At 46.5% G+C, this 26,964-nt stretch carries 27 protein-coding genes and 1 riboswitch; of the genes, 9 read left to right on the top strand and 18 right to left on the bottom strand.

Going from position 1 to position 26,964, the window contains the following annotated elements; genetic code table 11:
• Window positions 1-57: 57 nt before the first annotated feature.
• Both BW931_RS01165 and BW931_RS01160 read right to left on the bottom strand, forming a co-directional pair.
• The gene (locus BW931_RS01165; protein ID WP_076569283.1) at window positions 58-1,962 is read right to left on the bottom strand and encodes a BglG family transcription antiterminator; all 1,905 of its coding nucleotides are present in this window, start codon (window positions 1,960-1,962) and stop codon (window positions 58-60) included.
• A 124-nt stretch (window positions 1,963-2,086) separates the two neighbouring features.
• On the bottom strand, window positions 2,087-3,340 hold the full coding sequence (locus BW931_RS01160) for a YeeE/YedE family protein (RefSeq protein ID WP_076569280.1): 1,254 nt from the start codon (window positions 3,338-3,340) through the stop codon (window positions 2,087-2,089).
• A gap of 175 nt (window positions 3,341-3,515) precedes the next feature.
• On the opposite strand from BW931_RS01160, the gene BW931_RS13660 reads away from it, so the two are divergent.
• Both BW931_RS13660 and BW931_RS13655 read left to right on the top strand, forming a co-directional pair.
• Complete coding sequence (locus tag BW931_RS13660) at window positions 3,516-3,746, top strand: Crp/Fnr family transcriptional regulator (RefSeq protein WP_234972551.1); 231 nt, start codon at window positions 3,516-3,518, stop codon at window positions 3,744-3,746.
• A 60-nt stretch (window positions 3,747-3,806) separates the two neighbouring features.
• A complete protein-coding gene (locus tag BW931_RS13655) occupies window positions 3,807-4,202 on the top strand; it encodes a Crp/Fnr family transcriptional regulator (protein ID WP_234972550.1) in 396 nt (131 codons plus the stop codon).
• Between the two features lie 8 nt (window positions 4,203-4,210).
• Here the strand turns inward: BW931_RS13655 and BW931_RS01150 are convergent, their stop codons facing one another.
• Complete coding sequence (locus tag BW931_RS01150) at window positions 4,211-4,867, bottom strand: haloacid dehalogenase type II (RefSeq protein ID WP_076569277.1); 657 nt, start codon at window positions 4,865-4,867, stop codon at window positions 4,211-4,213.
• A gap of 134 nt (window positions 4,868-5,001) precedes the next feature.
• Between BW931_RS01150 and BW931_RS13340 the strand changes: the two genes are divergently transcribed.
• On the top strand, window positions 5,002-5,163 hold the full coding sequence (locus tag BW931_RS13340) for an AbrB/MazE/SpoVT family DNA-binding domain-containing protein (protein WP_143023806.1): 162 nt from the start codon (window positions 5,002-5,004) through the stop codon (window positions 5,161-5,163).
• 137 nt (window positions 5,164-5,300) lie between these two features.
• Here BW931_RS13340 and BW931_RS13430 read toward each other — a convergent pair whose 3' ends face one another.
• From BW931_RS13430 to BW931_RS01140, 3 genes are all read right to left on the bottom strand, one after another.
• Window positions 5,301-5,438 carry a hypothetical protein gene (locus BW931_RS13430; RefSeq protein ID WP_156330876.1) on the bottom strand — a complete coding sequence of 46 codons (138 nt, stop codon included), beginning with the start codon at window positions 5,436-5,438 and terminating at the stop codon, window positions 5,301-5,303.
• 156 nt (window positions 5,439-5,594) lie between these two features.
• Entirely contained in the window at window positions 5,595-6,482 is an 888-nt protein-coding gene (locus BW931_RS01145; RefSeq protein ID WP_076569274.1) for a DMT family transporter, read from the bottom strand.
• The gene (locus BW931_RS01140; protein WP_076569271.1) at window positions 6,482-6,673 is read right to left on the bottom strand and encodes a YwbE family protein; all 192 of its coding nucleotides are present in this window, start codon (window positions 6,671-6,673) and stop codon (window positions 6,482-6,484) included. Before BW931_RS01140 ends, BW931_RS01145 begins: the two co-directional genes overlap by 1 nt.
• A gap of 89 nt (window positions 6,674-6,762) precedes the next feature.
• On the opposite strand from BW931_RS01140, the gene BW931_RS01135 reads away from it, so the two are divergent.
• Window positions 6,763-7,398 (top strand): NUDIX hydrolase, encoded by a 636-nt coding sequence (locus BW931_RS01135; protein WP_076569268.1) that lies wholly within the window; start codon window positions 6,763-6,765, stop codon window positions 7,396-7,398.
• A 57-nt stretch (window positions 7,399-7,455) separates the two neighbouring features.
• On the opposite strand, the gene BW931_RS01130 is transcribed toward BW931_RS01135, so the two are convergent.
• From BW931_RS01130 to BW931_RS01115, 4 genes are all read right to left on the bottom strand, one after another.
• Window positions 7,456-9,885 (bottom strand): heavy metal translocating P-type ATPase, encoded by a 2,430-nt coding sequence (locus BW931_RS01130; RefSeq protein ID WP_076569266.1) that lies wholly within the window; start codon window positions 9,883-9,885, stop codon window positions 7,456-7,458.
• Entirely contained in the window at window positions 9,882-10,262 is a 381-nt protein-coding gene (locus BW931_RS01125) for an ArsR/SmtB family transcription factor (RefSeq protein ID WP_076569263.1), read from the bottom strand. The genes BW931_RS01130 and BW931_RS01125 overlap by 4 nt, the downstream gene beginning before the upstream one ends.
• A gap of 169 nt (window positions 10,263-10,431) precedes the next feature.
• Entirely contained in the window at window positions 10,432-11,358 is a 927-nt protein-coding gene (locus BW931_RS01120) for a pseudouridine-5'-phosphate glycosidase (protein ID WP_076569260.1), read from the bottom strand.
• Complete coding sequence (locus BW931_RS01115; RefSeq protein WP_076569258.1) at window positions 11,342-12,292, bottom strand: carbohydrate kinase family protein; 951 nt, start codon at window positions 12,290-12,292, stop codon at window positions 11,342-11,344. The genes BW931_RS01120 and BW931_RS01115 overlap by 17 nt, the downstream gene beginning before the upstream one ends.
• A 164-nt stretch (window positions 12,293-12,456) precedes the next feature.
• On the opposite strand from BW931_RS01115, the gene BW931_RS01110 reads away from it, so the two are divergent.
• The gene (locus tag BW931_RS01110) at window positions 12,457-13,407 is read left to right on the top strand and encodes an arsenic resistance protein (protein ID WP_076569256.1); all 951 of its coding nucleotides are present in this window, start codon (window positions 12,457-12,459) and stop codon (window positions 13,405-13,407) included.
• Window positions 13,408-13,458: 51 nt separating this feature from the next.
• Here the strand turns inward: BW931_RS01110 and BW931_RS01105 are convergent, their stop codons facing one another.
• The 5 genes from BW931_RS01105 to BW931_RS01085 all read right to left on the bottom strand — a co-directional run bounded on the left by BW931_RS01105 (window position 13,459) and on the right by BW931_RS01085 (window position 18,732).
• On the bottom strand, window positions 13,459-14,457 hold the full coding sequence (locus BW931_RS01105) for a tRNA dihydrouridine synthase (RefSeq protein ID WP_076569631.1): 999 nt from the start codon (window positions 14,455-14,457) through the stop codon (window positions 13,459-13,461).
• A gap of 168 nt (window positions 14,458-14,625) precedes the next feature.
• Window positions 14,626-16,038, bottom strand: coding sequence for a 23S rRNA (uracil(1939)-C(5))-methyltransferase RlmD (gene rlmD / locus BW931_RS01100; protein WP_076569255.1), 1,413 nt, complete (start codon window positions 16,036-16,038; stop codon window positions 14,626-14,628).
• Between the two features lie 107 nt (window positions 16,039-16,145).
• Complete coding sequence (locus tag BW931_RS01095; protein ID WP_076569253.1) at window positions 16,146-17,054, bottom strand: glycine betaine ABC transporter substrate-binding protein; 909 nt, start codon at window positions 17,052-17,054, stop codon at window positions 16,146-16,148.
• A gap of 211 nt (window positions 17,055-17,265) precedes the next feature.
• Window positions 17,266-17,634, bottom strand: coding sequence for an iron chaperone (locus tag BW931_RS01090; protein ID WP_008589942.1), 369 nt, complete (start codon window positions 17,632-17,634; stop codon window positions 17,266-17,268).
• A 12-nt stretch (window positions 17,635-17,646) separates the two neighbouring features.
• The gene (locus BW931_RS01085; RefSeq protein ID WP_076569252.1) at window positions 17,647-18,732 is read right to left on the bottom strand and encodes a carbohydrate kinase; all 1,086 of its coding nucleotides are present in this window, start codon (window positions 18,730-18,732) and stop codon (window positions 17,647-17,649) included.
• A gap of 197 nt (window positions 18,733-18,929) precedes the next feature.
• On the opposite strand from BW931_RS01085, the gene BW931_RS01080 reads away from it, so the two are divergent.
• On the top strand, window positions 18,930-19,604 hold the full coding sequence (locus BW931_RS01080) for a peroxiredoxin (RefSeq protein WP_076569250.1): 675 nt from the start codon (window positions 18,930-18,932) through the stop codon (window positions 19,602-19,604).
• A 50-nt stretch (window positions 19,605-19,654) separates the two neighbouring features.
• On the opposite strand, the gene BW931_RS01075 is transcribed toward BW931_RS01080, so the two are convergent.
• Window positions 19,655-20,128 carry an acyl-CoA thioesterase gene (locus BW931_RS01075; RefSeq protein ID WP_040609373.1) on the bottom strand — a complete coding sequence of 158 codons (474 nt, stop codon included), beginning with the start codon at window positions 20,126-20,128 and terminating at the stop codon, window positions 19,655-19,657.
• Between the two features lie 188 nt (window positions 20,129-20,316).
• Window positions 20,317-20,493, bottom strand: a riboswitch (cobalamin riboswitch).
• A gap of 148 nt (window positions 20,494-20,641) precedes the next feature.
• Window positions 20,642-21,382: a ZIP family metal transporter gene (locus tag BW931_RS01070; RefSeq protein WP_082409516.1), complete on the bottom strand. Its 741-nt coding sequence runs from the start codon at window positions 21,380-21,382 to the stop codon at window positions 20,642-20,644.
• Window positions 21,383-21,651: 269 nt separating this feature from the next.
• Here BW931_RS01070 and BW931_RS01065 point away from each other — a divergent pair, with 269 nt between their 5' ends.
• Window positions 21,652-21,831 carry a hypothetical protein gene (locus BW931_RS01065; protein WP_040609345.1) on the top strand — a complete coding sequence of 60 codons (180 nt, stop codon included), beginning with the start codon at window positions 21,652-21,654 and terminating at the stop codon, window positions 21,829-21,831.
• 42 nt (window positions 21,832-21,873) lie between these two features.
• Here the strand turns inward: BW931_RS01065 and BW931_RS01060 are convergent, their stop codons facing one another.
• On the bottom strand, window positions 21,874-22,323 hold the full coding sequence (locus BW931_RS01060) for a YueI family protein (protein ID WP_076569248.1): 450 nt from the start codon (window positions 22,321-22,323) through the stop codon (window positions 21,874-21,876).
• Between the two features lie 332 nt (window positions 22,324-22,655).
• Between BW931_RS01060 and rpoN the strand changes: the two genes are divergently transcribed.
• Entirely contained in the window at window positions 22,656-23,909 is a 1,254-nt protein-coding gene (rpoN, locus tag BW931_RS01055) for an RNA polymerase factor sigma-54 (RefSeq protein WP_159435654.1), read from the top strand.
• A gap of 239 nt (window positions 23,910-24,148) precedes the next feature.
• Entirely contained in the window at window positions 24,149-26,821 is a 2,673-nt protein-coding gene (gene ppdK, locus BW931_RS01050; RefSeq protein WP_076569244.1) for a pyruvate, phosphate dikinase, read from the top strand.
• Window positions 26,822-26,964 lie beyond the last annotated feature (143 nt).

Here is a 26,964-nt window from a genome sequence, read left to right as displayed (position 1 = left end):
ATGCGCAAAACTAAAAAATAATCACTTCTTTTACCGGTACTGCGGCAAAGAAAGCGATTATTTTAATACATCTTCTACCATTTCGAATGTTGTTGCGTTCTTCAGCTGTTCCAGCAGATGCGTTTCTGCTCCCAGCCTGGAGATCATATTCATAAGCGGTTTCATACTTTCCCGGTCTTTATTGGAAATAGCCAGAAGAAAAACGACAGAGACCTTCTCTTTTCTCCATAACACCGGTTCTTTGAAAACTGCGAGAGAAACTGAAGATTGATAAACTTCTTCAGGCGGGGCGTGGGGGATGGCTATGCCATTCCCTATCTCTGTCGCAGACATCTTCTCCCTCATCACCGCCTTCGCAGGAAACTGTGACGATACCTTCCCTTTTTGAACCAGTTTTCTGCCCAGTTCTTCTATTAACTCATAGCGATGAACCGGGTCAATCCCCAATTCTATCTCCCCTTCTTCGAGCCAGGCGTTTATGGAAGGCGAATCTATCGGTCCTGTTTCCTTCACGTGAAGGAACCGGTCTATTTTTCTGCGATCCTCCGCCTTCAATAAAGGGGATATCACTACTACCGGAAGACGGGGCTCTTCAAGTTCCCTCGTAGATATAATGAAATCAACGTGATGATCAGTAATCATCCCCTCCAGTCCCCCCGTCCCTATACTTCCGACGACCTCCATATCCTGGTAGGATTGTTCAAGTTTCGCCTGCAAAAGATGAGACATTCCGATACCAAGTTCACAAACGATCACCACTTTTTTTCTGGCATCCCGCTTTTTGTTCAGTCTTTCCAACGAAGCCTGGAAATGCAGCACGAGATAGGCAGCTTCATCTTCCGGAACGGAAAGGGAGTGACGTTTATTCACTTCTTCCAGCGCCATGACAACCATACTGAACATATAAGGATACATATTTTTGATTTCCTCAAGCATCGGATTTCTGATGGTCAGACCATTGGCGACCCGGTGGACAGCAGAAGGGAGATGTACATGAAGCCCTTCCTCCAAAATGTCGTCCTGGTCGAAAGGCACTACAGTCATAATCTGCAGCTGATTTGTCAACTGTGCTCCAAGTTCATGTACCAGACTGTCGATGTGCTCATCTTTTTGAAGCGAATCTCCTGCAGAATAGCTGAGTAGATGAAGAGTAAAGTATACTTTCTCTGACACCGGAAGAGACACCTTCAGTTGATCATTGATTCTTTCAGACAGCTCTTCTGTCATGGTATACTCCCGTGTCCCTCTCACCTGGACTACTTCATCATTTTTCATCAGGATTGCAGAGGACTGCCTGACCCTTTTTAGTATGATCAGAAGGTGAATCAAAAGGTTCTCCTGTTCATCCGAAGAAATTTTCCAATTCCACTCATCCATAAGGTCAGAGATCTTCTTATTGACGTATGTCACTTCGTGATCCGGGAATAACATCAGAAGCGAGCGGGGCGTGCCTGATTGCCGGGAGCTCAGTTCATATAAATGGGCAAGAGCATTCCTCCTGCTGAGTTCCTCCCCTGTGACAGTCACTCCACGTCGCTGCCTGGATATCAGTTCAATATTATAAGAGATAAGCCAGTCGGAAATAATGGACAAGTCTTTTTTGATTTCTTTCACAGAAACAAAAAATTCCCTGGTCAACCTGCTGACAGTCAGCGGATTCTTTTCCACTAACAAACGATAACCGATCTCCTGGCGCCGTTTTGTGTCTTTGTCGGAACCGGTGTGCAACAGCTTAAAAATACGTTCTCTTTCTTCTTCCCCGACTGACACCTGGACACCGGCTCCCGGCTTCCTGATCAGTTGTGCGCGGGAATGTGTTTCAAGAAACAGACCGACTTCTTTCAAATCATTGCGAATCGTCTTCTCCGAACAGCCAAGCTCACCTGCCAGAGCCTTTATATAAGTAAAATCACCCGATTGAAGTAACAATTTGTGTAATAGATCCATTTGCCTGTCGTTCATCTCGAATCAGCCTCCACTACTGACAGGGGTCCCTTCCATTTTATCCGAAACGGGTGGGGTGTCAACTTTCGATACATAAAAAAACTCCCCGGATATTGTTCCGGAGAGCCTTTCATCCAAAATCCTAACAGAATGTATCTTTCGGTTTCGGTACCGAAAGACCGAAGAATGGGCGCAGGAATAATGCGACGAATGTACCGGCAAGTGCCAGTATCCCCCATATATATCCGTGCAGACTGAAGGACGCAATACCGCCGAAATAAGCTCCGATATTACATCCGAATGCAAGACGCGCCCCGTACCCGAGCATAAGACCACCGATGACTGATGCCATGAAATTCCGCAGCGTAATTCGCGTAAACCGGAACAGACCGCCCGCAGCGGAAGCAAGAAATGCCCCGAGAATAACCCCCAGATTCAACACTGTAGTAGAATCTGCAAATATAGAGGACTGGAGCACTTCGGCGTTGGCCCCCTGCCAGTATCCCCAACTGCTTACATCAATACCGAAGAACATAGCCGCTTTTGACCCCCATAAGGCAAAAGCACTGGTTACGCCCCATGGAGATCCGCGCGTCATAAGCGTAAGGGCGTTAAGAACCGCAAGTATAATTGCAGCGGCGAACAATGGCCACGACCCTCTGAGGATACGCTTCCATCCTCCCGCTGAAGGTACAGGGGCCTGTTTAGGCGGACGTTTTTTCTTCTCCAACCAGAGAGTGATCAGTGCTACTAACCCGAATATTGCGAGAGACAGCACCCACGCCCCTCCGTAACCGAGTCCGGTCGAAGTCGCCAGGGAGACCGGTTCAAATGAAGGCATCTCTTCGGTCCAGAAAGGAAGATGATAAGCTCCGACGGTGGAACCTATAATGAAAAACAGAAGGGTGACAAACATAATAGACCTGCCGCCACCGACAGCGTAAAGTGTGCCCGAAGCACAGCCGCCACCGAGCTGCATTCCTATTCCGAACATAAAAGCCCCAACGAACAGACTCACTCCGACGGGAGATACATAACCTGATACTTCTCCTCCGAAAAAAGATACTCCAAAAGCGAGTATAGGAGCGAATAATGTAACGGCGACCGCAAGCATTACCATGTGGGACCTGAGCGCTTCCCCGTTTCCAACAGCCATTAGTTTACGGAAAGCGGAAGTGAAACCGAACCTTGCATGGAACAGTGTGTAGCCGAGTCCCAACCCGATAAGCAGAAGAATCGGCTGGGAAATCGCTTGAGTAGCAAAGAGATAAATGAGTAAAGCTGCACCCACTGCTGCACCCCCGGCTATAAGATTCGTTTGAGGACTGTCCAGTGCTCTTTTTTCCTTTTCTACAGGTTCTTTAACTTCTTCGACAGGCTGTACTTTTACGTTCATTTATAAAACACCCTTTGCTGATTAATTTACTTGGTTTTATTACTATAAAATATAACCGCTTATAAATCAAGGGATTGCCCCATTGTTCTCTGATCTTAAAGGTCTTCCTTTATCTGTTCCTGCATCATTCATGATAAAATAATGTATTATCTATTGCTGACAAAGGGAGCCTGTTATGAATAAATTACGTTTACTTTCGGAAATCAGCCTTTTCGAAGAAATGCCCGATAATAAATTAAAAGAAATAGACATGATCACACAAATGACCACGGTGAAAAAAGGTACATTAATCTACACGCCTGACACTCCTGTGGAAGTGCTTTATTTCCTGAAACAGGGACAAGTTCGTCTTTACCGGGTGAATGAGGAAGGTAAACAGTTCACTATAGATGTGCTCGTTGATTGAAACCTTTTCGGAGAGACTTCTTCTCTCAGTCTTTCGGACGACGCCACTTATGCGGAAGCAATGACAGATTCCTATATCTGCGTCGTAAAGCAGGAAAATATGGAAGCATTTCTTGAAGACAACCCCGCTACCGCCCTTCGGCTTATCAGTCTATTAACCGAACGATTGAAAGAACTTCAGAATTTCTCCGAAAAAATGGCTCTTTCCGACGTGAAGCACAGATCCCTCTACCTTCTTCTTATCTTAAGCGAGAAGACCGGGCATCGTCAGGGCGAATGGCAGACAGTGGAAGCTGAGCTCACCCATAAAGACCTGGCCCACATGGTAGGATCGACAAGAGAAACAATCAGTTCCACTATAAGTACATTAAAAAAAGAAGGATATCTTCACGGGAAGACACCCTTCTCTGTGCATGCAGTGCAAGCTGAAGCCTTTCTGGCTAACAAAACTTTATGAATCTTAGCCTATTTCCACTCGAGCAGCCCTTTCAGGTCGTCGTACTCCACCTCAGGCTGGATGTCGAATTCTTCTCTCTGAAGTCCTTTCCGGTTTATCCAGGCGGTATGGAACCCGTAACTTGAAGCGCCCGTAATGTCCCATGGGTTGGAGGACATAAAGAGAATCTCCTCCTTCTCGAGCTCGAGTTCCTGCTGAGCATAATAATAAGCTGCAGGAACCGGTTTGTACTGCTTAATACCGTCCGCACTCAACACCTCATCAATGTTACCGCTTATATCCGAACGACCCACAAGCGGGTCTATCATGCCGGGAGAGCCATTTGAAAAGACGACAAGCCTTTTGTCGTTCAGCTGTGACAGAATTTCTCCCACTTCTTCGAAAAGCTCCAGGTTCAGATATGCTTCCATTAAAGCTTGTTCCGATTCTTCTGTGAGCTGCGCTCCGTTCGCTTTGCAGGCGTATTTGAGAGATTCCCGCGTTATCTGGTCAAAGGGCTCGTACCGTTCCATCAACTGTCTTAAGAAAAAGTAATTCAGCTGTTTCTCCCTCCATGTTGTACTGATGGCATCCCCTTTTTCCGGGAACCATTTATTACACTCCTCTTTGACCGAATGCACGTCAAAGAGAGTACCATACGCGTCGAACACAAATGCTTTTACCATAATCGTTGCCTCCTTGAACAATCTCTTCCCGTACTTCCCTCGGGCAACGAAAAGAAAACATCAGAAAACACGACTACTTTTCACTGACCTGTTGTGTTACAATAACCAAAATAGATATCCGGGAGGGGTTTTCAGTGGCAGTAAGAAGGAAAGCATTTCCTCAGCAAGAAGGAGACGCAGGTATCGAACTTCCCAAAAACCTTGTGGAAAAAGCAGGATTCTCTGAAGAAGACGTTCTGGATATCGGCATTGAGAATGGAAAAATCGTTCTTAAGCCGAAGGAAAAAGAGCGTTAAGTACTGGAAAATCACCGCAGATCCCATCGCAATAAAGACGCTGATTTGCTTGAGAATCATTCACAAGTACGCTATACTGGAAACAGATTATATTATGAGGGGAAGGAAGAGTTGTACCTCCTCCTTCCGGTTAGGTTTTATGAAGACTTTCGCTTGTCCGAGCGGAGGTCTTCTTCTTTTTTTGACCTTTTTCTGGATCGAACTCTTTTCCTGAAATCGACGAGCGCCGTTAACAGATTAATGATCGCAGCGGCCAAAAACACCCATTCCGTCATAACCCTCACCCCCTTTCTGAAAGGGGCTGTTTATATCATAACATAGCAGAGCCTGTATGAGAACACACGTTCTCATTATTAAGAAAATCCAACCTGAATTCACACCTTTTTTCTGCAATTGTCTGTTCCTGCTATTAAAGACATAAGTACCGCCTATTAGATTCTTCGTCTGGAAAGACGGTCTCCCTGCGTAGTAACAATAACACCCGCGATGACTGTAATTGCTCCGCCAACTTGAGTGAGAGTCACATCCTCGCCTAGCCACACACACGCTCCGGTCATCGTAAATACCGGCAGCAGATTCAGAAATATAGAAGATTTGGAAGCTCCCACTTTATCGACCGCCGTATTATACATAGAAATCGCAAGGAACGACGGAAACACACCCAAATAGAAAATGCCAGCTATATTACCTGTATCGAACACAGGAACACCGAGGATAATCCACTCCAGTATCACAACAGGCAAAAGTACCAATACTGAAAGGCCGCTCATCACGAGAAGAGCTCCGTAATTTGGAAAAAGCGGCATATACTGTTTTACAAAAATAGAATAAATCGCCCACGTAGCAATAGCTCCGATCATGATCGCATCGCCAATATTCCACTCTATGGCGGCTAGTTGATAGATGTTTCCGTCCATCACCACCCACATTGCCCCCAAAAGTGAAACGAATACTCCGAGCCACTGGATTTTGTATATCTTTTCTTTCAATATGTAAGCACTCAGAATAACTGTTACGACAGGTATAATCGTTTCAAGGACCGAGACGTTGGTTGAGGTCGTAAACTGGAGCGATGCATATATAAAGGTATTAAAAAAAGTAATACCTGTGAGAGTCATAATAAGAAAAGGCTTTTTGTACGTGAAAAAAGTTTCTTTATACTGACGGGCTGAGCGCAGACCGATAGGTAACAGAACGATAAAAGCGACGACAAGACGCAGGAAGGCTATAGTGTAGGGAGGAAGATCATTAATGGCTTTGCCGATTATAATATTCCCTGAAAACATTATTACTACGAGGATCAACAGAAAATAGGGCATCAGTGAATCTCCTTCACACGACCCACCTGGCCATCTTCAAGACGTACTTTGATACCGTGCGGATGCTCGGGAGACTTTGTAAGAATATCTTTCACTACTCCCTCGGTAAGTGCTCCGGAACGCTGATCTTTTTTCAACACGATAGATACTTTCTGACCTGCTTTTATATCTTTCCTCATATTTCCTGCCATATATATCACCCCTTTTCTATTCCACTTTAACACATTTCAGCTGCCTTGAATTCAAGAATTTGGTATACTGTAAATCAGAGGTGAAAGAAATGAAATTAGCATCCATTCGCGACAAGCTTACAAGACACACCCCTCACTATATTGGACGGGCCAGGCCTGTCAACTTCTCAGTCCTCCTCCCTCTCGTAGAGAAAGAAAGTGAACTTCACGTCGTATTCGAAGTCCGGTCTTTTCATATGCGGCGTCAGCCGGGAGAGGTGTGTTTCCCCGGAGGGATGGCAGATGAGGAAGACGGCCATCTCAAAGATACTGCTATAAGAGAAACGTGTGAAGAACTCGGCACCCGGCCGGAAGAAGTTACAGATATATGGAAAATCGGCACTTTATTCTCTCCATTCGGTCCAAAAATTCATGCTTACGCAGGGTTTCTCAAGAGAGAAGAAAAGTTCACCGAGAACCCGGCCGAAGTTCATGAATCGTTTACCGTCCCTCTGTCATACTTCCTGAATAATGACCCGGTTGTACACTATATAGATATAGAGGTACGTCCAAGAGAGGGCTTTCCCCACGAAGATATTGCGAATGGGAAAACCTATGAGTGGCAGACAGTTCCTTATGAAGAGAACTTTTACTACTTTGAAGATAAAGTGATCTGGGGGCTCACCGCGCAGATTCTGAAAGATTTCGTTTCCATCATCAACGAAGATCGGGATAACACTATTTAAAGAGGCCATGAAAAAATACCTCCCTGCCTACGCGGCGGGGAGGTTTTACTTGTCTCTTTATTTATTTCTGAGAAGTCTCATACTGTTCAATATAACAATCAGAGCCGCACCTGTATCACTCAGCACAGCCATCCACAATGTTAATATTCCAGGGAATATGAGGATGAGCGCTGCGGCTTTCGTCAGCAGAGAGAACCAGATATTCTGTTTGATTATATTCAATGCTTTCTTACTGAGACTAATCGTTTCAGGAAGTTTTTCAAGGTTGTCGGCCATCAGAACAATATCTGCCGCTTCCATGGCAGTGTCCGTACCGGCACCCCCCATAGCAATTCCTAGGTCAGCTGTCGCAAGAGCCGGGGCGTCGTTGATACCATCCCCGACCATGGCTACCTGTTTTCCTTCATTTTGAAGTTTCTGGATAGCTGTCACTTTATCTTCAGGCATAAGTTCCGCAAAATGACGGGTCACTCCGGCTTCTCCGGCGATATTCACTGCTGTACCTTCATTATCTCCGGTCAGCATCACCATATCTTTCATGCCATTTTTCTTCAGACGCTCTATCGCCCGTACCGTAACCTCGCGTATGGTATCTCTCACGGCTATGACTCCGCTGATACTCTCGCGCGTACCTACCAGGACAAGGGTATTTCCTTCTTCCTGAAGCCGGGAAATCTCATCCTGAACATTACGGAAGTCTGTATGCATATCTTCAAAAAGTTTCGGTTTCCCTACGAAAACCTCCCGGCCTTCAATGACACCTTTCGCTCCCTGACCGGCCATCGTCTGGAAATCTTCCCCTTCCTGCAATGTAATTCCTTTGCCTTTTGCGTACGTAAGAATCGCTTCTGCAATAGGGTGCGAGGACTGGGACTCTATAGTCGCAGCCTGTGAAATGAGCTCTTCCTCATTTCCACTGAAGACAACCGTTTTTGCCACTTTAGGCTTTCCTTCAGTAAGCGTTCCTGTTTTATCGAATGCTATTGATTTAACGGCTGCTGCCTTCTCAAGATACGTACCACCTTTAATAAGAACTCCTTGTTTTGCCGCATTTCCGATAGCCGAGACGATCGCTACCGGAGTAGAGATGACGAGTGCACACGGACAGGCTACCACTAATAGAGCCAGACCTTTGTAGACCCACTCGCCCCAGGTTCCAAAACCTGTAAGAGGAGGTACTACCATGACGAGAAGAGCCAGAATGAACACAACGGGAGTGTAAACAGCCGCGAACCGGTCGATCAATGCTTCCGTAGGAGCTTTTTTCTCCTGAGCTTCTTCCACCATATGGATGATTTTTGCAATCGCCGTATCTTCTGACAAAGTGCTCACTCGGATTTCGAGAGCCCCGTGTCCGTTAAGAGTACCTGCGTAAACGACATCCCCTATATCTTTATCGGAAGGGATGGATTCCCCTGTGATCGGAGCTTCGTTAATACTTGTCGTACCCGAAATCACTTTCCCGTCAATCGGTATCTTATCCCCGGGGCGGACGACGAGCACCTCTCCGACTCCCACGTCTCCAACATTTTTCTCTTCTAAGCCGTTTTCCGTTTTCACAAGAGCCTTGGCCGGCGTCAAATCCATCAGACTCCTTATAGAGTCTCTCGTTTTTTCCATGGAACGGTCCTGAAGAAGGTTGCCGACCGCAAACAGGAATACGACCATGGCTCCTTCGAACCACTCGCCGATGATGGCTGCTCCGATTGCAGCGGAGGCCATTAACACGTTCATATCGAGCGATTTGCTTCGAACGGCGTAGTAAGCTGATTTTACCGGTTTGAAACCTCCGGTGGCAATAGAAATTGCATACATCAGGGTAACCAGAATAGCCGGAACACCAGTAAACGAACCAATGAAGCCGAGCGCCAGAAAGACACCGGAAATGACGGTTACGAAACTTCCTTTCTTCCAGGCGGGTGTTTCTTCTTCAGGAACAGATTCCGGATAAGCTTCGAATCCGGACTTTTTCACTTCTTTCAAGATTTGTTCCTGCGTTAACCCATGCAGGACCTGCATGTTACCGGTAGAAAAGTTCACCTGGACGTCCTCTACCGAAGAGAGACGGCCCATATGCTTTTCTATCGTCATAGCACAGGAACCGCAGTCCATTCCGGCTATCCGGTACGTCTCGTACCCGTGATCCTGCCGGGCCGGAACTGCTTCAAACCCCAATTTCTTAACATCGTCCGGAATTGTTTTATACACCGCGGGCTCGTATGCGCCCACCGCAAGCTTTCCGGTGCCGTAACTCACTGTGGCGGCTCGTATGCCGGGATTTCTATTTAAACTTTTTTCAACAGTTGCGGCACAGGATGGGCAGTCCATACCGCGGATATAAAATTCTCTCGTTTCACCTTTTTCGGATGAAGCAAACGGCGTTCCTGCAGAAGAAGCTTCTCCACCACTACAGCAGGCCGTACCTTCGGATACTTCCTCCTTTTTGCCTGAACAGCAGACGTCTTTTTCTTTTTCCTTCGTAATCATGAAGGAACCTCCTCTTCCGAATGGGCAAGCGCTATAGATACTAATTGCCTTACGTGTTCATCTCTTAGGGAGTAGAATACGAGCTTTCCTTCTTTTCTATGTTTGGCCAGATTCATTTTTTTCAACTGACGTAAATGATGAGAAGCGGTCGCCGTAGTACAGCCTATAATATTGGACACATCACAGACACATAATTCTTCTTCGAGCGTAAGAACATAGACGATTTTCACACGTCTCTCATCGGCAAGCGCCTTGAAAATCTGCTCGACACCGGAGATTCTTTCCACCCGGGGTTTGAGATCTGCTACGAGCTTTTCGTCGTAACAAAACGTCTCGCACGTATCATTCGTTCTTTTTTTTATAGCTTCCTCTGCCATTACAGCCACCTCATTCAAAAGTTGATTTGATTATACCATATTCTTTTCGGACACAAAATTCAACCATTCAATCAAATATATATTTGATTGAATGGCTTTAAGATTGACCGAATCAAAGAGTCATAAAAAACAGCCCCTGAAATTCAGGGGCTGTTCGTAAAGATTTCACTTACACTTCTTTTTCAATTTTCCCTTCGAGACTGAGCGCAATCCGTGAGCCTACGCGGGCGTTGTGTTTAACAAGGGCAATGTTTGCGTCCAGGCTTTTTCCGTTTGTAAGTTCTTTGATTCTTCCAAGCAGATAAGGGGTGCTGTCTTTTCCGGAGATTTTATCCGTTTCCGCTTCTTTGACGGCCTGGGAAATGATTCCGTTGATGTATGATTCATCCATCGCGTCTTCTTCAGGGATAGGGTTAGCAATAACGGCCCCGCCCTGAAGACCAAGGTCCCACTTGGCTTTGAGAGTTTCTGCTATCTCCTCTTCCGATTCGGCACGGAAGCTCAGCTTGAACTCACTCGTTCTTGTGTAGAAAGCAGGAAGATACTCCGTCTGATAACCGATTACAGGTACGCCTTTCGTTTCCAGATACTCCATCGTCAGTCCGAGATCGAGTATGGATTTAGCGCCGGCGCAAACGACAGCTACATTCGTCTTTGCCAGTTCTTCAAGGTCGGCAGAAATGTCCATCGTCTTTTCAGCTCCGCGGTGTACTCCTCCGATACCACCGGTCACGAACATTTCGATTTCCGCCATTTCAGCACAGATCATCGTCGTCGTTACGGTCGTAGCTCCCAGTTTCTTCATAGCAACGACGTTTGGAAGATCGCGCCTTGAAACTTTGGCTACCCCTTCACTATTCCCGAATTTTTCCAGTTCTTCATCACTTAAACCTATTTTGATTTTTCCGTCCATAATGGCTATCGTCGCCGGTACCGCTCCTTCGTCACGTACAATCTGTTCAACTTCTCTGGCCATTTCCACGTTCTGCGGGTAGGGCATACCGTGGGAAATGATTGTGGATTCGAGGGCTACTATCGGTTTATCGTTAATTTTAGCGTCTCTTACTTCCTGCGAGTATTCAAGATACTGTTCCATTAAAAAATTCCTCCCTGTCCTGTTTTAGTTGTTCTTCAGACAAATCCTGTCTCACTGTCGTATTTGACATAATCGTTTTGCGGGCATTCACAAGACCGGCCTGGAGACTCTTCCGGAAAGATTCCTTCTGCAGCCATGAATAAACGACTGCGGCACAAAAAGAATCGCCGGCTCCTGTCACATCTGTTACTCGTGTTTCCAGTGATGGAAAGAAATAAACTCCTTTTTCGCCCCCTGCCATAACTCCCCGTTCTCCTCCTGTTACTATTACATGAGCTGCACCTTTATCCATCCATCTGTAAACGGACTCCTCCCAATCTTCATCAGTGTCAATCTTCGTGCCGAGAGTCGTTTCGGTCTCGTCCTGATTCACAATCAGCCATTCCACCCCTGTAAGATCGGAAGGGAGACGATCCATCTTCGGAGAAGAGACGGGAATGATAACGAAAGGTATACCGTTTTCCAGGGCAAAAGATTGTAAGAATTTCACGGTTTCCGCGGGACAGTTCAAGTCTGCAATTATACATGCCGCTTTTTCTAAAACCGGAAGTTCCCCGGTAATCTTCTCCTTAGTCAGTTCATCGAAAACGTCCATGTCCGCATACGCACAGGAAAGGTTGCCGTCAGATTCAAGTACGGCAGTGTAAGAGCCTGTGGAAGCATCGGGGATTTCGAAAACATAATCCAGGTTCACGTAATGGCTGCATTCTTTATCAATGGCCAGCCACTCTGCGTCGTTTCCTTTCGTTGTAAGAAGAACGACTTCCTCTCCTATTCTGCCCAGGTTTTCTGCTATGTTCCGGGCTACCCCGCCAACGGAAGTCGAAGAAGACACAGGGTTTGAAGTCCCGGGAACGATTTCATTTTTAGCATAAAGTTTTTTATCAACATTGGCGCCGCCTACACAAACGATGGGCCGGGCCGACTGACTCATGTAATCGCCTCCTCTTTAAACAAAAGTTTAACACAAAGACAATTGTTTGTAAAAGAAAACATTTATTTTTGTACATTTAGTAATTTCGGTCGTTAATCAGATTTATGCTGTTTTTATTGTGATATCATCGTCAGTAACAATTCCCTCGGAAAGGTCCGATATAAATGACTATGTTCGAAAAAATATACACGCCTCTTATTTTAACGGCTGCCCTGCTAGGCATCTCTTTTAGCCAGGTCAGTTCCGTCAAACACATCGCCGGCCACGCTATTTTACCCTTGCTGATGGTTATGCTGACTCTCACTTTCTTTCAGGTTCCCCTGCGTGAAGTGAAGCAGGCTTTTACCCGCACCACCTTTACCCTGGCCACCCTGGTAATCAACTTTTTATGGTCACCTCTGTTGGCCTGGGGGCTGGCTTTTGTTTTCCTTTCCGATCACCTTTCTTTATATATAGGATTCATCATGCTTATGATCACCCCCTGTACGGACTGGTATCTCGTATTTACCGGTATTGCTAAGGGAGACGTAGCATTATCGACCGCTATTCTTCCCGTGAACCTACTGTTGCAACTGTTACTGCTTCCGGTGTATCTGTTTCTTTTCGCCGGGACAGGGGGGATGGTTCAACCTGCTTTTCTTATAAAAAGTGTGGTAATGGTACTGTTTTTACCCTTTCTGATTGCGATTTTATTCAGACTTCTGCTGAAAAAAACTCCCCGCATGATGAAAAGTCTTCAGTCAGGGGCCGGCCCTCTTCCGATCGTTTTTCTGAGTCTGGCTATAGCCGCCATGTTCGCTTCGGAAGGGCGTGTCCTCCTTGAGAATCTGCATGTTTTATGGATTATTTTCGTGCCTATTGTCCTGTTCTTCCTGATCAATTTTTTCATAGGGAGATGGGCCGGCAACATCATGAACTTCCCCGAATCGTGGAGGACGAGTCTGACCATGACCACACTTGCGAGAAATTCTCCCGTGGCGCTTGCTGTCGCAATGACCGCATTTCCTGACAGACCTCTTGTCGCACTGGCACTGATTACAGGACCTTTACTCGAACTGCCCGTGCTCGCGGCAGTTTCCCAGATTCTTCTCTATATTTCCCGGCACAACCGGTAAAAAAAAGAAGCACTGCGGATTGCTCTCCGGTGCTTCTTGATGTTAAATCTTTTATTTTGATGTAGAGGCGGCAGTATTCTGCTCTCTTTTTTCAGAGCGAAACTCCTCCAGGAGCTCCCGCACTTCGTCTGTGGATTCCGTGCTCATCAGTTTGTTCCTCAACTCACTGGCCCCACGGAAGCCTTTGACATATATTTTAAAGAACCGGCGGAGCGGCTTGAATATCCGCGGCTCCAGTTCTTCCGAATATTTATCATGAAGATCGAGCTGCAGATGAAGAAGATCAAGCAGTTCTTCGCTCGTATGCTCTTTTTTTTCCATTTCAAAAGCAAACGGGTTATGGAAAATACCGCGGCCTATCATTACTCCGTCCACTCCGTATTTCTCTACGAGTTCCAACCCTTTCTGCCGATCCGGAATATCTCCGTTGATCGTAAGCAGGGTATGAGGGGCAACTTCATCCCTCAGTGCTTTAATCTCCGGAATCAGTTCCCAGTGGGCATCGTAATTGCTCATTTCTTTTTTTGTGCGGAGGTGGATGGACAGATTGGCTATATCCTGTTCCAAAAGGTGTTTCAGCCACGTCTTCCACTCATCCACTCTCGTATATCCGAGTCTTGTCTTGACACTGACCGGCAAACCTCCGGCTTTCGCTTCCTGAATGATTTCTGCTGCGACGTCCGGGCGCCTGATCAGCCCGCATCCTTTCCCTTTTGTCGCTACATTGGGGGCGGGACACCCCATATTGATATCCACCCCTCTATAGCCCATTTCAGCCATACCGATGCTCATTTCACGAAAATGTTCCGGTCTGTCCCCCCATATATGAGCGACAATCGGCTGTTCGTCTTCGGTGAAAGTCAGACGGCCGCGTACGCTGCTTTTTCCGTCGGGATGACAATAGCTGTCCGTATTAGTGAATTCAGTAAAGAAGACATCCGGCCGGGCCGCTTCACTGACGACGTGCCGAAATACGACATCCGTGACTGCCTCCATGGGAGCAAGTACGAAAAAAGGTTTTGGTAACTCCTTCCAGAAATTATCTTTCATAATATATCCGAACCCTTTCTTTCCAGCACTATTCATGCTGCACTAGAGAATTATATTTCCTGTTTCTTTTACGGTTTTTCTGAACTGAATAATATTTTAACATTATATACTCTAAGGGGAAGTGTTTCAAAGTGCAAGAAAAAAATAAGCACCGGTAAAATACCGGGCTTATCGGCCACTTTTCTCCAACAGCACTGCCGTCTCCACATGATAAGTCTGAGGAAACATATCCACCGGGTGGATCTCCTGTACTTTATACCCGTGTTTCTTCAAATAATGAAGATCTCTCACCTGAGTTTCCGGGTTACACGAAACATACACTACCCGCTCAGGTCCGAGTTTCACGACGCTCGACAGAAAAGCCTCATCACTGCCGCTTCGCGGGGGATCAAGAATAACTACGTCCGCTTTTTTGCCTTCCGCAGCCATTTTCATCATAAAATTCCCGGCATCTCCCTCGTAAAAGCGGGCGTTGGTCACTTTATTGTGCCTGGAGTTGCGGATGGCATCTTTGACTGCTCCTTTATTCATCTCTACTCCGATCACTTTACCCGCCTGTTTGCTGGCAAGCAATCCGATAGTGCCGATGCCGCAGTAGGCATCGATCACTGTCTCCTTCCCGGTCAAACCGGCAAGTTCCACTGCTTTTCCATACAGTTTCTCCGTCTGTACCGGGTTGATCTGGTAAAAAGATTTTGCAGAGATTTCAAACTCCATACCTCCGATTGTATCCGTGATATACCCTTTACCGAACAGAACTTTTTCCTGTTTACCAAGTACCATGCTGTCGCTGCGCGTATTGATATTCTGGATAATCGTTGAAATTTCCGGATGAGCACGCCGAAGAGCTTTGAGGAAATTATTCTTCCCTTTGAATTCGGGAGTGCCGGTGACGAGTACCACCATCACTTCTCCGCTTGTTTTACCTGTTTTTATCAGTACGTGACGGAGAAACCCCCGATTTGTATCTTCATTATAGGGCCGAAGTTTAAAAGAGACCAGCAGTTCCTTGATGGTGGCAATGATGGCGTCCGCTTTCGGATCGTGGATCAGACAACGATCGATTTCGATCAGATCATGAGAGTTGGCCGCGTACAGTCCTCCAATAATCTGACGTTTCCTGTTTTCACCGAAAGTCATCGTATTTTTATTGCGATAATCAAAAGGGTGGTCCATAGTCATAATCCGCTCAGGCTTCCCGAACGGCTGCATAAGCCGGTCGACTATACTTTGTTTAAAATCATTCTGGGCAAGCGGAGTCATATGTTGTATCTGACACCCGCCACACACGTAAAAGTAAGGGCAGGGAGCCTCCTGTCTCACTTCGCTCTTTTCTGTCACCCGGACGACTTCAGCCGGTCCTCGCTTTGGAACGGCCACTTCCGCTTTTTCACCCGGAAGGAGGTGCGGAATCTCGAGACGTTTTCCCTTCCACGTCGCTATCCCTTTTCCATCGTCCGTAAGTCCTGTACAGGTCACTTCCGTCGTTTTAGGCTGCTCCTGTTTCAATGAATGCGGTTTTCCGGAAGGGGCCGGTCTGTTATGAGGTTTCTTCCGATTCTTCTTTTTATTTTTAGCCAACGCATGATGCCTCCTATTCAATCTTCTACTTTTAAGGGTACCATATCTTTTTTTGAAAAAGACAAAATAAAGCGTGGAGCTTTGTCAGGCTCCACGCTTTGATACTATTATTCAGCCAGTTCCAGATCTTCAATGGACTCGATGTCCATATACTCCGGTACCGCCAGGCCAATTTTTGCTCCTGTGATGGCTTCATTTACCTTGACGAGGTTATCTTTATGTTCCTCGTAGAAACTACCGTGCGTTTTGGGCAGCCAGGCAGCTAGAGTAGCGTCGGCATCTCCCTGAGCTAAAGCTTCAAACACGATAGCCGGATCTACGGGAGTCAACGTCACTTCATACCCCTTTTGTTCAAGGACACGTTTTGTCATATTACCTGTCAGTCGCTCAGAATCCCACGGAGTCATGACAAGTTCCATCGACTTCCCTTCGCCTTCCGGTGCTTCGGCGATCCACTCATCGACCTTATCCTGATTTTCATCAACCCACGTCTGAGCTACTTCCTCAATAGGAGTTTCCTGTGCTTTAAGCATCAGTTCTTCAAGAGTTGAAATATCCCAGCCTATTTTTTCAAGAATCTGGTAAGCGCCCGGGTACTCTTCTTTAAAACCTGTCCGGGCCAGTGTAGTAATCTGTTCTGACCCGCCGTAAGCCCCCTCCGGATCTTCAAGGTACTTCAGATCCCATTTTGCGAACATGTAGTGAGGTGACCATCCGACCACGACTACAGGTTCTTCCGCTTTGATAGCATCTCCGAGAGAAGTGAGCATAGCCGCTGTCGAAGCTGTTTCATGTTCCCAACCGTTAAGGGAGTCATAGGTCTCCACGGCCTCTTCGGTAGCTACCGTTGCACCTGCTCCCGGTTCTATTCCGACAATAGTATGTTCCACTTCTTCACTGACGTTTGTTTCACCGCCTGAAGAAGCTTGTTCACTGTCGCTTCCACAGCCCGACATCAGCAGGGACACAGACAGGAAAGACACTATTCCTACGTTCTTTCTCAAAGATTTCCACATACATTTTACAGCTCCTTTAATAAACGATCCTTTTTTGAAACACAATTGTAAATGTACGCGTAATCCGAAGTCTTATCAACGTGTAAATCCCTTCATTATCAGGAGCAAAACCTTTCGTGTTACTTTCTGACCAAAACGAAATGGTAATGATACCGATTTCCTCAATGATACTCGAATTTTCGGAAAATATGGATGTTACAGATGTTTTCGTTTATCTCCAAAAGGAAGTACAGTTCTTTTTTTCAGCTATGTTATATGAAATCATTCGCTTTAAAAGATCATAGTCTACAGGCTTTGACCAGGGAATCTGCAACAGCATTTTCGTATGTCTATATCCTGCGTCTTCTATCGCTTTCGAAAAATGGATAATGCCTTCTTTCTCCGGCGAGACAGCCATATGTTTTTTGGACGCACTGAATCCGATGATATATGTGCCGTGATCTGTGAACATAGGCTGGTTCCACGCGATTCTTCCATTAAGCTGCGGAAATTCTTCCCTAACCCACATGAGCACTTCTTCTATCCGCTCCCTCGCTTCAGGTACGGTGAGCGTTTCCAGGTATTCTTCGAACGTTTCCATAAGTCTCTCCCCCTAACTTTGCAGTTGATTATACAGTTTTTCCTTGGAAAGAGCGGCGACGGTTTCTTTACTCTGCCACGCCTCGGCAGCCGCCGCCATTCCGAGCAGAATCGAATCGCGAAACGATTCCTCATGGGTATAGCCGAAAAGCATGCCGCTGATAAAAGCTTCCTTAACCCCGGTACCATCTTCCACAGTATGCGGGTACGGTGCCGCGTACTCTTCTTCCCCCGTATCCGTTCTTACAAATACTCCGTCCGTATCAAGGTGGATGACAACCTTTGAGACACCACGTCTGATCATGAGCTCACAGGCTTCCCTCCATTTTTCCTTCGTTCCTCCATGCACGCCCGTAAGTTCCGCTGCTTCTTCCCGGTTGATGAATAACACACCGACTCCGCTTAAGTCTTCCGGCAGTCGCTTCATTTTCGTCGTAGAAACCGTATGTATCCAAAGGTGACGGTCTTCTTTATCTGCCCGCTGAATCAAATAGGAAAGTGTGGCTTCTGGCAGGTTCGTATCTGCAAAAATCACTTCCGAAGAAGCAATATGCGGCCACTTCGCTTCAAGAAGCCCGGCGGTGAAGCGGTCATACAATTCCATATCTGCCACTGCCAGCACCAGTTCTCCGGACGAATCGAGGATAGAAGTGTAGGCTCCTGTTTTTTCTCCATTCAGAGCAAATGACTGCGAAACGTCCACTCCCTGCTGTTTCGTTTGTTTCATAAGCCATTCCCCGTCCTGGTCTTCTCCGGTAAGTGCAATAAGAGAAACATCACAGGTCAGCTTCCCGAGGTTTTCAGCCACGTTTCTGGCTACACCCCCAAGGCTCTGAAGAGAGGAAACAGGGTTGGAAGTTCCGTATTGCACCTGTGAAAGCGTGCGGTTCTTCCGGTCGATATTCGCCCCTCCAATACAGAAGATTTTCGACTCCTCTTTCAGAACATAGGCCCTTCCTACAATCTCCCCTTTTTTTGTAAGCGTTGAGATGTATCCGGCTACTGCCGAGCGTGAAAGATTTAATTTTTCCGATAGCTGCTGCTGGGTGATGAACGGATTTTCTTTGATTAATTCCAAAATACGCTGGTCTTTCAACACAAACGACCCTTCCTTCACCAAATTTATTTACTTAACATTATACCATACCTTCTCTTAGGAAAAGGGGGTACAAATATCCCCCTTACCCCGTTTGGCGGTATTGCCTCACGTACTATGTGGTTGAATGAAAAACTGAACGGGAAATAAAAACAGAGGACCGTTCAGGACGGACGGAATATGTAACAGGAGGGATTTGAATGATGGAAGAGCAGCATAATACAGAAGAACAGAAACACTATGGCTTGCCGCGTATCGGTGAAAAAGCCCCTGACTTCACTGCTCAGACGACACACGGAGAGCTTTCTCTCGATGATTACGAAGGAAAATGGTTCGTTCTATTTTCCCATCCGGCAGATTTTACACCTGTATGCACGACAGAATTCGTAGCGTTTCAGGGGATTTATGATCAGTTGCGGGAAATGAACACAGAACTCCTCGGACTGAGTGTGGACAGCATCACTTCCCATATTGCCTGGATACGGAATATTGAAGAAAATTTCGATACGAAAATCGAGTTCCCGGTAATCGCCGACCTTGATAAACAGGTGGCTACCAAGTTCGGTATGATTATGCCGGAAAGCAGCGGTACTGAAGCTTCCCGTGCCGTTTTTGTGATTGATGACAAAGGAACAATCCGTTCTCTCATATATTATCCGCTCACTACCGGCCGGAATATGGGTGAAATCGTACGGCTCGTCGAGGCTCTCAGAACTACCGACAAACACGGAGTTTCCACTCCGGCTGACTGGACGAAAGGAAACAAAGTTGTCGCATCTCCTCCAACAACAGTTGAAGATGCCCGCGCAAGAGAAAACGACGATTCCTATGAGTGTGTAGACTGGTACTTCTGCAAAAAAGACTTAAAAGAATAATGTTCATAAATAATACGGGGCCCTCAGCGGGTCCCGTATTGTCATGCGGTTCAGGTTCGCAGCTCAGCTTTTTCTTCCCGCTGTTTCTTTCTCGCGGCAGCCGTTCTGTTCAGTTCTTTCTCTTCTTCCGTTTCCGGAATGACGTGGGGGACTGGTTTCGGGCGCCCTTCTTCGTCCATTGCCACCATTGTAAGAAATGATTCGGTCGTCATTTTCTGCTCTCCACTGAGCAGATCATCTGCGAATACTTTCACATACACTTCCATAGAAGTCCGACCTGTCTTCGTTACACAGGCTTCAATCGTCAGAGCTTCTCCCACTCTGGCAGTAGATATGAAATTCACGGAGTCGATCGAAGCCGTCACTACGATAGCATTGGAGTGTTTCATTGCGGTAAGGGCAGCAACTTCGTCGATATATGCAAGGACTTTCCCTCCGAAAATCGTTCCAAGATGGTTAGTGTCCGGGGGAAATATAAGTCTTGTCTGGGTTACTTTTGAACAACGTACAGGTATCTGATCCATCGTTTCTTCCTCCTCTTTTATCGCTGCGATAACGACCACAGGAAAGGTCTCTTTTCACCTTGACTCCATTAAAATACCTTCCCGTCAGCTAGCAGGAAGGCGGATAAGAAAGTATCGACGGTCCAGGCCCGTATCGGCGTCCCGGTTTAAGATATTTCACGTAACATCCTCCTATTCTCCCGTAGGATTTCATGTTCTTTCCGGTGGCAGGTCTCCTGACTCAGGTTCCTCACTCTGTACGCCTTCCCGTCTTTTTCAGACAGTGGATTGATACGAAGCTCCCCTTTACAGTGGCGGGACCGTGCCGGATTCTACCGGGCTTCCCTTTTAACACAGATGTTGTGACCACCGGACGTATTCAGTTGTTGAGGGGAGATCCCCTCCCTTCCACTATCCTGCAAACGATTCGATCTGTCAATCAGCATTCCCGCTTTTCGATTCTCGACTCTCCATGAAATTTGTGCATAAAAAAAGAGAGATGTGTTCAGACATCTCCTCTTTTTTTTATAATCCTTAACCGAGCGCAACATCTAGCGTCATCATAAGGGCGAAACCGAACATTAGACTCATAGAAGCAATGTTGACATTCCCCTTTTCATGGGAGCCCGGGATAATTTCTTTAGCTACCACGAAAATCATGGCTCCAGCCGCAAAGCTTAAGGCGTAAGGCAGGACCGGTTCTATAATTATAACGGCAGCCGCCCCCACTACTGCGGAAATAGGTTCTACCATTCCGGAAAACTGTCCAAACATGAAACTTTTCTTTTTCTTCATACCTTCCCGGTAAAGAGGCATGGAAACTGCCGCTCCTTCCGGGAAGTTCTGTATACCGATACCAATCGCAAGAGCTATCGCTCCACCGAGAGCCGCACCGGACCCGTCCGAAGCTACAGCACCGAAAGCCACACCAACCGCTAATCCTTCCGGGATATTGTGGAGGGTCATCGAGAACATTAGCAGTGCCGTACGACTCTTCGCTCTTTTATTTTTAATGTCGTACATGTACTTATCGAGGTCTACAAATGGTATGACACGATCGATAAAGAGAAGCAGAAACCCACCGAGAAGAAAACCTACGACAGCAGGAAACCAGGAGGGCAGCGGACCTTCCGCCCCTCTCTCTATAGCCGGAGCGAGCAGCGACCAGTAACTGGCTGCAATCATGACTCCTCCTGCGAACGCGAGCATACTGTCCAGAAACTTTTGACTCGATCCTTTTATTAAGAAAACGAGGGCTGCTCCGAGAGCAGTCATCCCCCAAGTGAATAAAGAGCCCAGCAAAGCCAGAATCACGGGATTTATATTACCTAATTGTTCAAAAATATTCCTCACCTCATCATTTTTGCCCTCAGGCAAATTTCATCGATATGGTTATTCTACTTTTTTTGTTTCCCCGAGTCAACTTTTAATGTGCAATTCTTTTTGTTTAATGGCTTTACTTGCGGCACGTTTGAAATTTCCTTTATTTTGTCTTAAGATAAAACTCCTACTGTTGCCTCCCTCCTTTAGAGAGGAGGCATGTAATGAAAAACTATGAAATAGGCAGCCGCGTCCATGATCATTGTCTGAACTGTTTCAGTAACGAACAGAAAGTCGTCGAAGTAGTTTCCAAAGAATTCACTGATAGAGTTGTGGAAACTCTCTGGCTTCAATGTATAAACTGCGGAAAGCTTCACAGTCGTCTGGTCCAGCACGATTACTGACTAAGACAACACAAACGCCGAGGTTGAATAACCTCGGCGTTTTCATTTGACCGGTTTGAACAGTTTCTTCAATAATTCTCTCATTCCTTTTTTCTGCTTTGTTTTCTCTTTCTTTGCAGATGTACCAGTGTCCACTTTTATCTCTTCTTTTTCCAAAGGATAATCCACGGTTAAAACAGCTCCGATTTCCGTTTCTTTCTGCTGATCCGATACGGATTTTGTATGCACACCGTACTTACGGGCGAGCCGGGAATAAGGTTTTCGAAACCTGTAACTTATTTTCCCGTTCAAAAGTAGCGTCGCCCTGTCATAACTCCGCATTTCTTTTTCAATTTCCGCTATTCCTTTTTTCTGCATCACCTGACTTTTCGTCAACACAAGAACGATTCGTTCACGAAGAGTACCGAGGTATCTCCTGCGTTCCCCTGGTTTTGTTTCCGGACTCCCGTATATACCTTCCTGCACGTAGTCTTCCACTTCTTTTTTACTCATTGTCTTCACCTCAAACTTTATTTATTAGGACATCCTCTGTATAAGTGAATAATATGTCGTTGTACACACTTTTTGCAAAACTTTGGCACCGGACGTTTCATAATACGGCCGAGTGTTACGTTTATCGGCCGGACGGGGATGTTGTCGACGACATTTGGTACTAAAATAAACTGTTAATATTTTCTCATGCAATTTACCCGTAAATAAACGAGCTTGCCTGTTTTCTAATAACTGTTTATATGAAAGAATGAAAACGACTTCAAATAAGCGACCGTCCTTCAAAAAGTACAGAAATAGAAACGGAGAGAGGACAAATGAAGCTCCTCTTAGAAATGAAACAGACCAATCAGCTGAAAATGACACCTCAATTGCAGCAGTCCCTGCACCTGTTGCAAATGTCCTCCCAGGATCTTAGGGAATATATTGAACAGGAAGCCATGGAGAATCCGTGGATTGATCTGCGGGAGCCTTCCTATGCCGCTTCCCCTCCCGGTGACTGGAATAATTACCCTTTATACAAATACGAACCGGAGCCTTGTCTTCACGATTATTTACTGCAACAGCTCCCTTTTCTCCCCTGTAACGAGAAGGAAAAAAAGCTGATAAGACACTTCATTTTTCATCTGGATGACAATTGCTATCTACAGGAATCATCAGATGACCTTGCTGTGGAATACAAAATTACTGGAAAGTCCGTCGAAAATTGCCTCACTCTGCTGCAAACGCTGGAACCCGCCGGTATCGGAGCTCGTACATTGCAGGAATGTCTATCACTGCAGGCGCGTCGCTTTTTTCCGGAAGACAGGGAACTTTCCATTCTCATTTCCCGGTACCTCCCTTATGCTGCCGAAGAGCCCGCACGTCTCAAAACTCTATTGAACCTCGATTGGAGGCAGCTGGACCTGTGTCTCGACCGGCTGAAATCCCTTCATCCTAAACCCGGGCTTGCGATCGGGTCTGCGCGGTCAGACGTTCTCATTCCCGACATCTATATCACGAAAGAGGACGACTACCATATTTCTTTGAACCGGCAGATCGTGCCGGAACTGAATATGAATGAGGAATACAAACAAATGATGAAGGCTCATAAAGAAGCCGTTTCTTTTCTTAAAGAGAAATACAGAACCTTTCAGTGGCTCAAAAAAAGTGTGGAACAGAGACAATGGACAATACTGGCAATCGCTGAAGAAGTTTTCCGGTGTCAGCCAACGATGGTTTCCGAGGGCACCAGGTCCCTGTCCCCGCTCACGAGGAAAGAAGTTGCCAGCCGGCTCGGCATTCATGAATCTACGGTGAGCAGAGCTGTTCGCAACAAAGTGATACAAACGCCCTCAGGAACTTTTTATCTGGAGGAGTTTTTTCCTTCCCGGACGAAATTGGGCTCGTCCTCAGCCGCAATTAAAAGCAGCCTTCAACAATTCATAGTAAAAGAAGACCCTCTCCGCCCTCTTTCCGATCAGAAACTGGTACATCTGCTGGTAAGGGACGGATATCACGTTTCCAGGCGGACGGTAGCGAAATATCGTGAACTGTTGAATATCCCCCCTTCTGTCAAAAGGAAAAAAATTTCACTAACCTGTCAGTAATAGGAATTAAGAAATATCTCACCATTATTTTCTGTATAAAAATAGTTTACGCACCGGATCCTGGGAGGAATCCGGTGTTTTTTTAATATTGTAATCTGCAATAATTAGTGATACTATAATTTGTATTAGTATGACACAATTTAATAAAAATACTTATTAGTGTGTCATAATCACCACGACAAACTTTCACTATGCATAGCTTATCTGTAATTCCATATTATCAGGAGGTATCGTTGACGATGGAACAGAAATTTGTATTTATGTTCGACCATGAGAAGGCAGTCGGAAAAAAAATGCTGGGAGGAAAAGGCGCGAATCTTGCTGAAATGACCCGTCTCGGCTTGCCCGTCCCCTACGGTTTCACTGTTACCACGGAAGCCTGTAACGCTTACTACGAAGCGGGCGAACAGCTTTCGGAGGCGGCAACGTTGCAAATCAAAAGATCTATGGAAAAGCTGGAAAAAAGGACCGGAAAATCCCTCGGAGACACGAACAATCCTCTGCTCGTCTCTGTACGTTCCGGAGCCGTTCATTCTATGCCGGGAATGATGGATACCGTTCTGAATCTCGGGATGAATGACGAGACAGTGAAAGCAATTGCAGACCTTACTCATAATCCCAGATTCGCTTATGACTCCTATAGACGATTTATTCAGATGTTTGGAGATGTCGTGCTCGGGCTGGATAATTCTTTGTATGAGAATCACCTTGAAAACTACCGCATGTCCAGCGGCTACACCTCTGATGTACAGATGACAGCCGGGGACTGGAAAGAGATTATCGAAGCGTACAAAAAAATCACCAGGGAAGCTGCAGGGCGCACTTTTCCCCAGGATCCTTACGAACAGCTTTTTTTAAGTATCCGCGCTGTGTTCGATTCATGGAATAATAAGCGTGCAGTTCTGTACCGTCGTCTGCACAATATTCCGGGTCATCTGGGGACTGCGGTGAACGTGCAAAGCATGGTGTTTGGAAACATGGGAAATGATTCCGGTACCGGCGTAGCTTTTACCCGCAACCCGTCCACCGGTGAGTCTGATTTGTATGGAGAGTATTTGATTAACGCCCAGGGAGAGGATGTAGTAGCAGGAATTCGCACCCCGCAGCCGATAAATGAACTTAAGAGAGAAATGCCTGATTTGTACGGTGAACTGGTGAAAATGTGCAATCTCCTTGAGAAGCATTACAAAAATATGCAGGACATCGAATTTACCATAGAAAACGGTGCACTCTTCTTCCTGCAGACGAGAAATGGAAAAAGAACGGCCCAGTCGGCTGTTCGGATAGCAGTAGAAATGGTTAATGAAGGAATAGTGAGTGAAGAAGAAGCGCTTCTACTCGTGGACCCTGATCAGCTCAGTCAGCTGCTGCACAAACACATTGATCCCGAACATACGTCACAGAAGCTGGTCACCGGACTGCCTGCTTCCCCCGGCGCCGCTACGGGAGAAGTCGTTTTCGATGCGGACAGAGCCGAACTTCTGAGTAACGAAGGGAGAAACGTCATCCTTGTAAGACCGGAAACTACTCCGGAAGATATTCATGGTATCGTAGCTGCCAAAGCTACCGTGACCAGCCGCGGTGGGATGACCAGTCATGCCGCTGTTGTGGCCCGCGGCATGGGTAAAGCCTGCATATGTGGCTGCGGGTCGATAAATATCGATCTTGAATCCGGCCGATTCACCGTTGCAGATACTATCGTTGAGGAAGGAGATGTTATTACGGTAGACGGAGCTTCCGGAGATATTTATCTCGGGGAGATCGCAACCATCGAGCCGGAGATGTCTGACGTATTCCGGCAGCTTCTCGGCTGGGCAGATAACACTTCTACTCTCGGCGTGCGGACGAATGCCGACACGCCCGAGGACGTACGAAAAGCCGTGGAACTCGGAGCGGAAGGAGTCGGTCTCTGTCGTACAGAACATATGTTCATGAATTCTGAACGGCTCCCTGCCGTACAGAAAATGATTCTTGCGGAGAGTGAAGAAGAACGGAACAAAGCTCTTAATAGACTGCTCCCTATGCAGCAGCAGGATTTTGAACGTATTTTCGAAACGCTTCGCGGACGCCCGGTCACCATACGTCTGCTTGACCCGCCGCTCCATGAGTTCCTTCCTAATGTCGAGGAACTGCTTGTCGATATCACGCGACTGGAACTTACAGAACCGGAAAGCGTAGAACTTGGAAGAAAACAAAAGCTTCTCCGCTCCGTACGTCTGCTGGAGGAATCCAACCCGATGCTTGGGTTACGGGGGTGCCGCCTCGGTATGGTGCATCCCGAAATATATGAAATGCAGATCACTGCCTTATTCCAAGCTATGACAGGTGTGCTGAATAAAGGTATCGATGTAAATCCGGAAATCATGATTCCTCTTGTCAGTCACGTGGCAGAGCTCCGGGAAATGAGCGGACTTGTGCATAAAGTGGCTAAGGAAATCGGCGGGAGGAACGGAATTTCCCTCAATTATCTCACCGGTACGATGATTGAGACACCAAGAGCTGCATTAACTGCTGATGAAATCTCGTCAGAAGCCGATTTCTTCTCATTTGGAACGAACGATTTAACGCAGACCACGTTCGGCTTCAGCAGGGATGACGCAGAAGGGAAGTTTCTGCAATACTATATTGAAAACGGCACCCTCCCCGACAACCCGTTCATGAAGCTCGACCAGGAAGGGGTAGGTAAACTGGTGGAGTCAGGAGTGTCACTCGGTAAACAGACGAATCCTCAGTTAAAAACAGGAATATGCGGAGAACATGGTGGTGACAAAGATGCGATCCGGTTCTGTTTCGACAAAGGTCTCGATTATGTAAGCTGTTCCCCGTTCCGTGTCCCGGCCGCACGCCTTGCCGCTGCCCAGGCTGCTCTTTACAGCAGACAGGAACGCAAATCGGTACTGCAGCCCGGTTGAAGAGAATAAACAAAAGAAACTTGTGAATAGTATGACTACTGCCGGCAGAATATAAATTCTGCCGGTTTTTTAGCTCGCAGACATATTTTCTCAGTTCGCGGGCGACACAAGTTCCGTTGTGATACGGTAAGGTCAACGTCATT

It is taken from the genome of Salimicrobium salexigens, assembly GCF_900156705.1.
GTDB classification, from domain to species: Bacteria; Bacillota; Bacilli; order Bacillales; family Halobacillaceae; genus Salimicrobium; species Salimicrobium album.
The sequence above is the reverse complement of the archived record's forward strand: the minus strand, read 5'-3'. Positions and strand labels throughout refer to the sequence as shown.

Coding starts and splice junctions, on each gene's coding strand:
- BW931_RS01165 (WP_076569283.1), bottom strand. CDS start 1,962: ATGAACGACAGGCAAATGGATCTATTACACAAATTGTTACTTCAATCG.
- BW931_RS01160 (WP_076569280.1), bottom strand. CDS start 3,340: ATGAACGTAAAAGTACAGCCTGTCGAAGAAGTTAAAGAACCTGTAGAA.
- BW931_RS13660 (WP_234972551.1), top strand. CDS start 3,516: ATGAATAAATTACGTTTACTTTCGGAAATCAGCCTTTTCGAAGAAATG.
- BW931_RS13655 (WP_234972550.1), top strand. CDS start 3,807: ATGACAGATTCCTATATCTGCGTCGTAAAGCAGGAAAATATGGAAGCA.
- BW931_RS01150 (WP_076569277.1), bottom strand. CDS start 4,867: ATGGTAAAAGCATTTGTGTTCGACGCGTATGGTACTCTCTTTGACGTG.
- BW931_RS13430 (WP_156330876.1), bottom strand. CDS start 5,438: ATGACGGAATGGGTGTTTTTGGCCGCTGCGATCATTAATCTGTTAACG.
- BW931_RS01145 (WP_076569274.1), bottom strand. CDS start 6,482: ATGCCCTATTTTCTGTTGATCCTCGTAGTAATAATGTTTTCAGGGAAT.
- BW931_RS01140 (WP_076569271.1), bottom strand. CDS start 6,673: ATGGCAGGAAATATGAGGAAAGATATAAAAGCAGGTCAGAAAGTATCT.
- BW931_RS01135 (WP_076569268.1), top strand. CDS start 6,763: ATGAAATTAGCATCCATTCGCGACAAGCTTACAAGACACACCCCTCAC.
- BW931_RS01130 (WP_076569266.1), bottom strand. CDS start 9,885: ATGATTACGAAGGAAAAAGAAAAAGACGTCTGCTGTTCAGGCAAAAAG.
- BW931_RS01125 (WP_076569263.1), bottom strand. CDS start 10,262: ATGGCAGAGGAAGCTATAAAAAAAAGAACGAATGATACGTGCGAGACG.
- BW931_RS01120 (WP_076569260.1), bottom strand. CDS start 11,358: ATGGAACAGTATCTTGAATACTCGCAGGAAGTAAGAGACGCTAAAATT.
- BW931_RS01115 (WP_076569258.1), bottom strand. CDS start 12,292: ATGAGTCAGTCGGCCCGGCCCATCGTTTGTGTAGGCGGCGCCAATGTT.
- BW931_RS01110 (WP_076569256.1), top strand. CDS start 12,457: ATGACTATGTTCGAAAAAATATACACGCCTCTTATTTTAACGGCTGCC.
- BW931_RS01105 (WP_076569631.1), bottom strand. CDS start 14,457: ATGAAAGATAATTTCTGGAAGGAGTTACCAAAACCTTTTTTCGTACTT.
- BW931_RS01095 (WP_076569253.1), bottom strand. CDS start 17,054: ATGTGGAAATCTTTGAGAAAGAACGTAGGAATAGTGTCTTTCCTGTCT.
- BW931_RS01090 (WP_008589942.1), bottom strand. CDS start 17,634: ATGGAAACGTTCGAAGAATACCTGGAAACGCTCACCGTACCTGAAGCG.
- BW931_RS01080 (WP_076569250.1), top strand. CDS start 18,930: ATGATGGAAGAGCAGCATAATACAGAAGAACAGAAACACTATGGCTTG.
- BW931_RS01075 (WP_040609373.1), bottom strand. CDS start 20,128: ATGGATCAGATACCTGTACGTTGTTCAAAAGTAACCCAGACAAGACTT.
- BW931_RS01070 (WP_082409516.1), bottom strand. CDS start 21,382: ATGACTGCTCTCGGAGCAGCCCTCGTTTTCTTAATAAAAGGATCGAGT.
- BW931_RS01065 (WP_040609345.1), top strand. CDS start 21,652: ATGAAAAACTATGAAATAGGCAGCCGCGTCCATGATCATTGTCTGAAC.
- BW931_RS01060 (WP_076569248.1), bottom strand. CDS start 22,323: ATGAGTAAAAAAGAAGTGGAAGACTACGTGCAGGAAGGTATATACGGG.
- rpoN (WP_159435654.1), top strand. CDS start 22,656: ATGAAACAGACCAATCAGCTGAAAATGACACCTCAATTGCAGCAGTCC.
- ppdK (WP_076569244.1), top strand. CDS start 24,149: ATGGAACAGAAATTTGTATTTATGTTCGACCATGAGAAGGCAGTCGGA.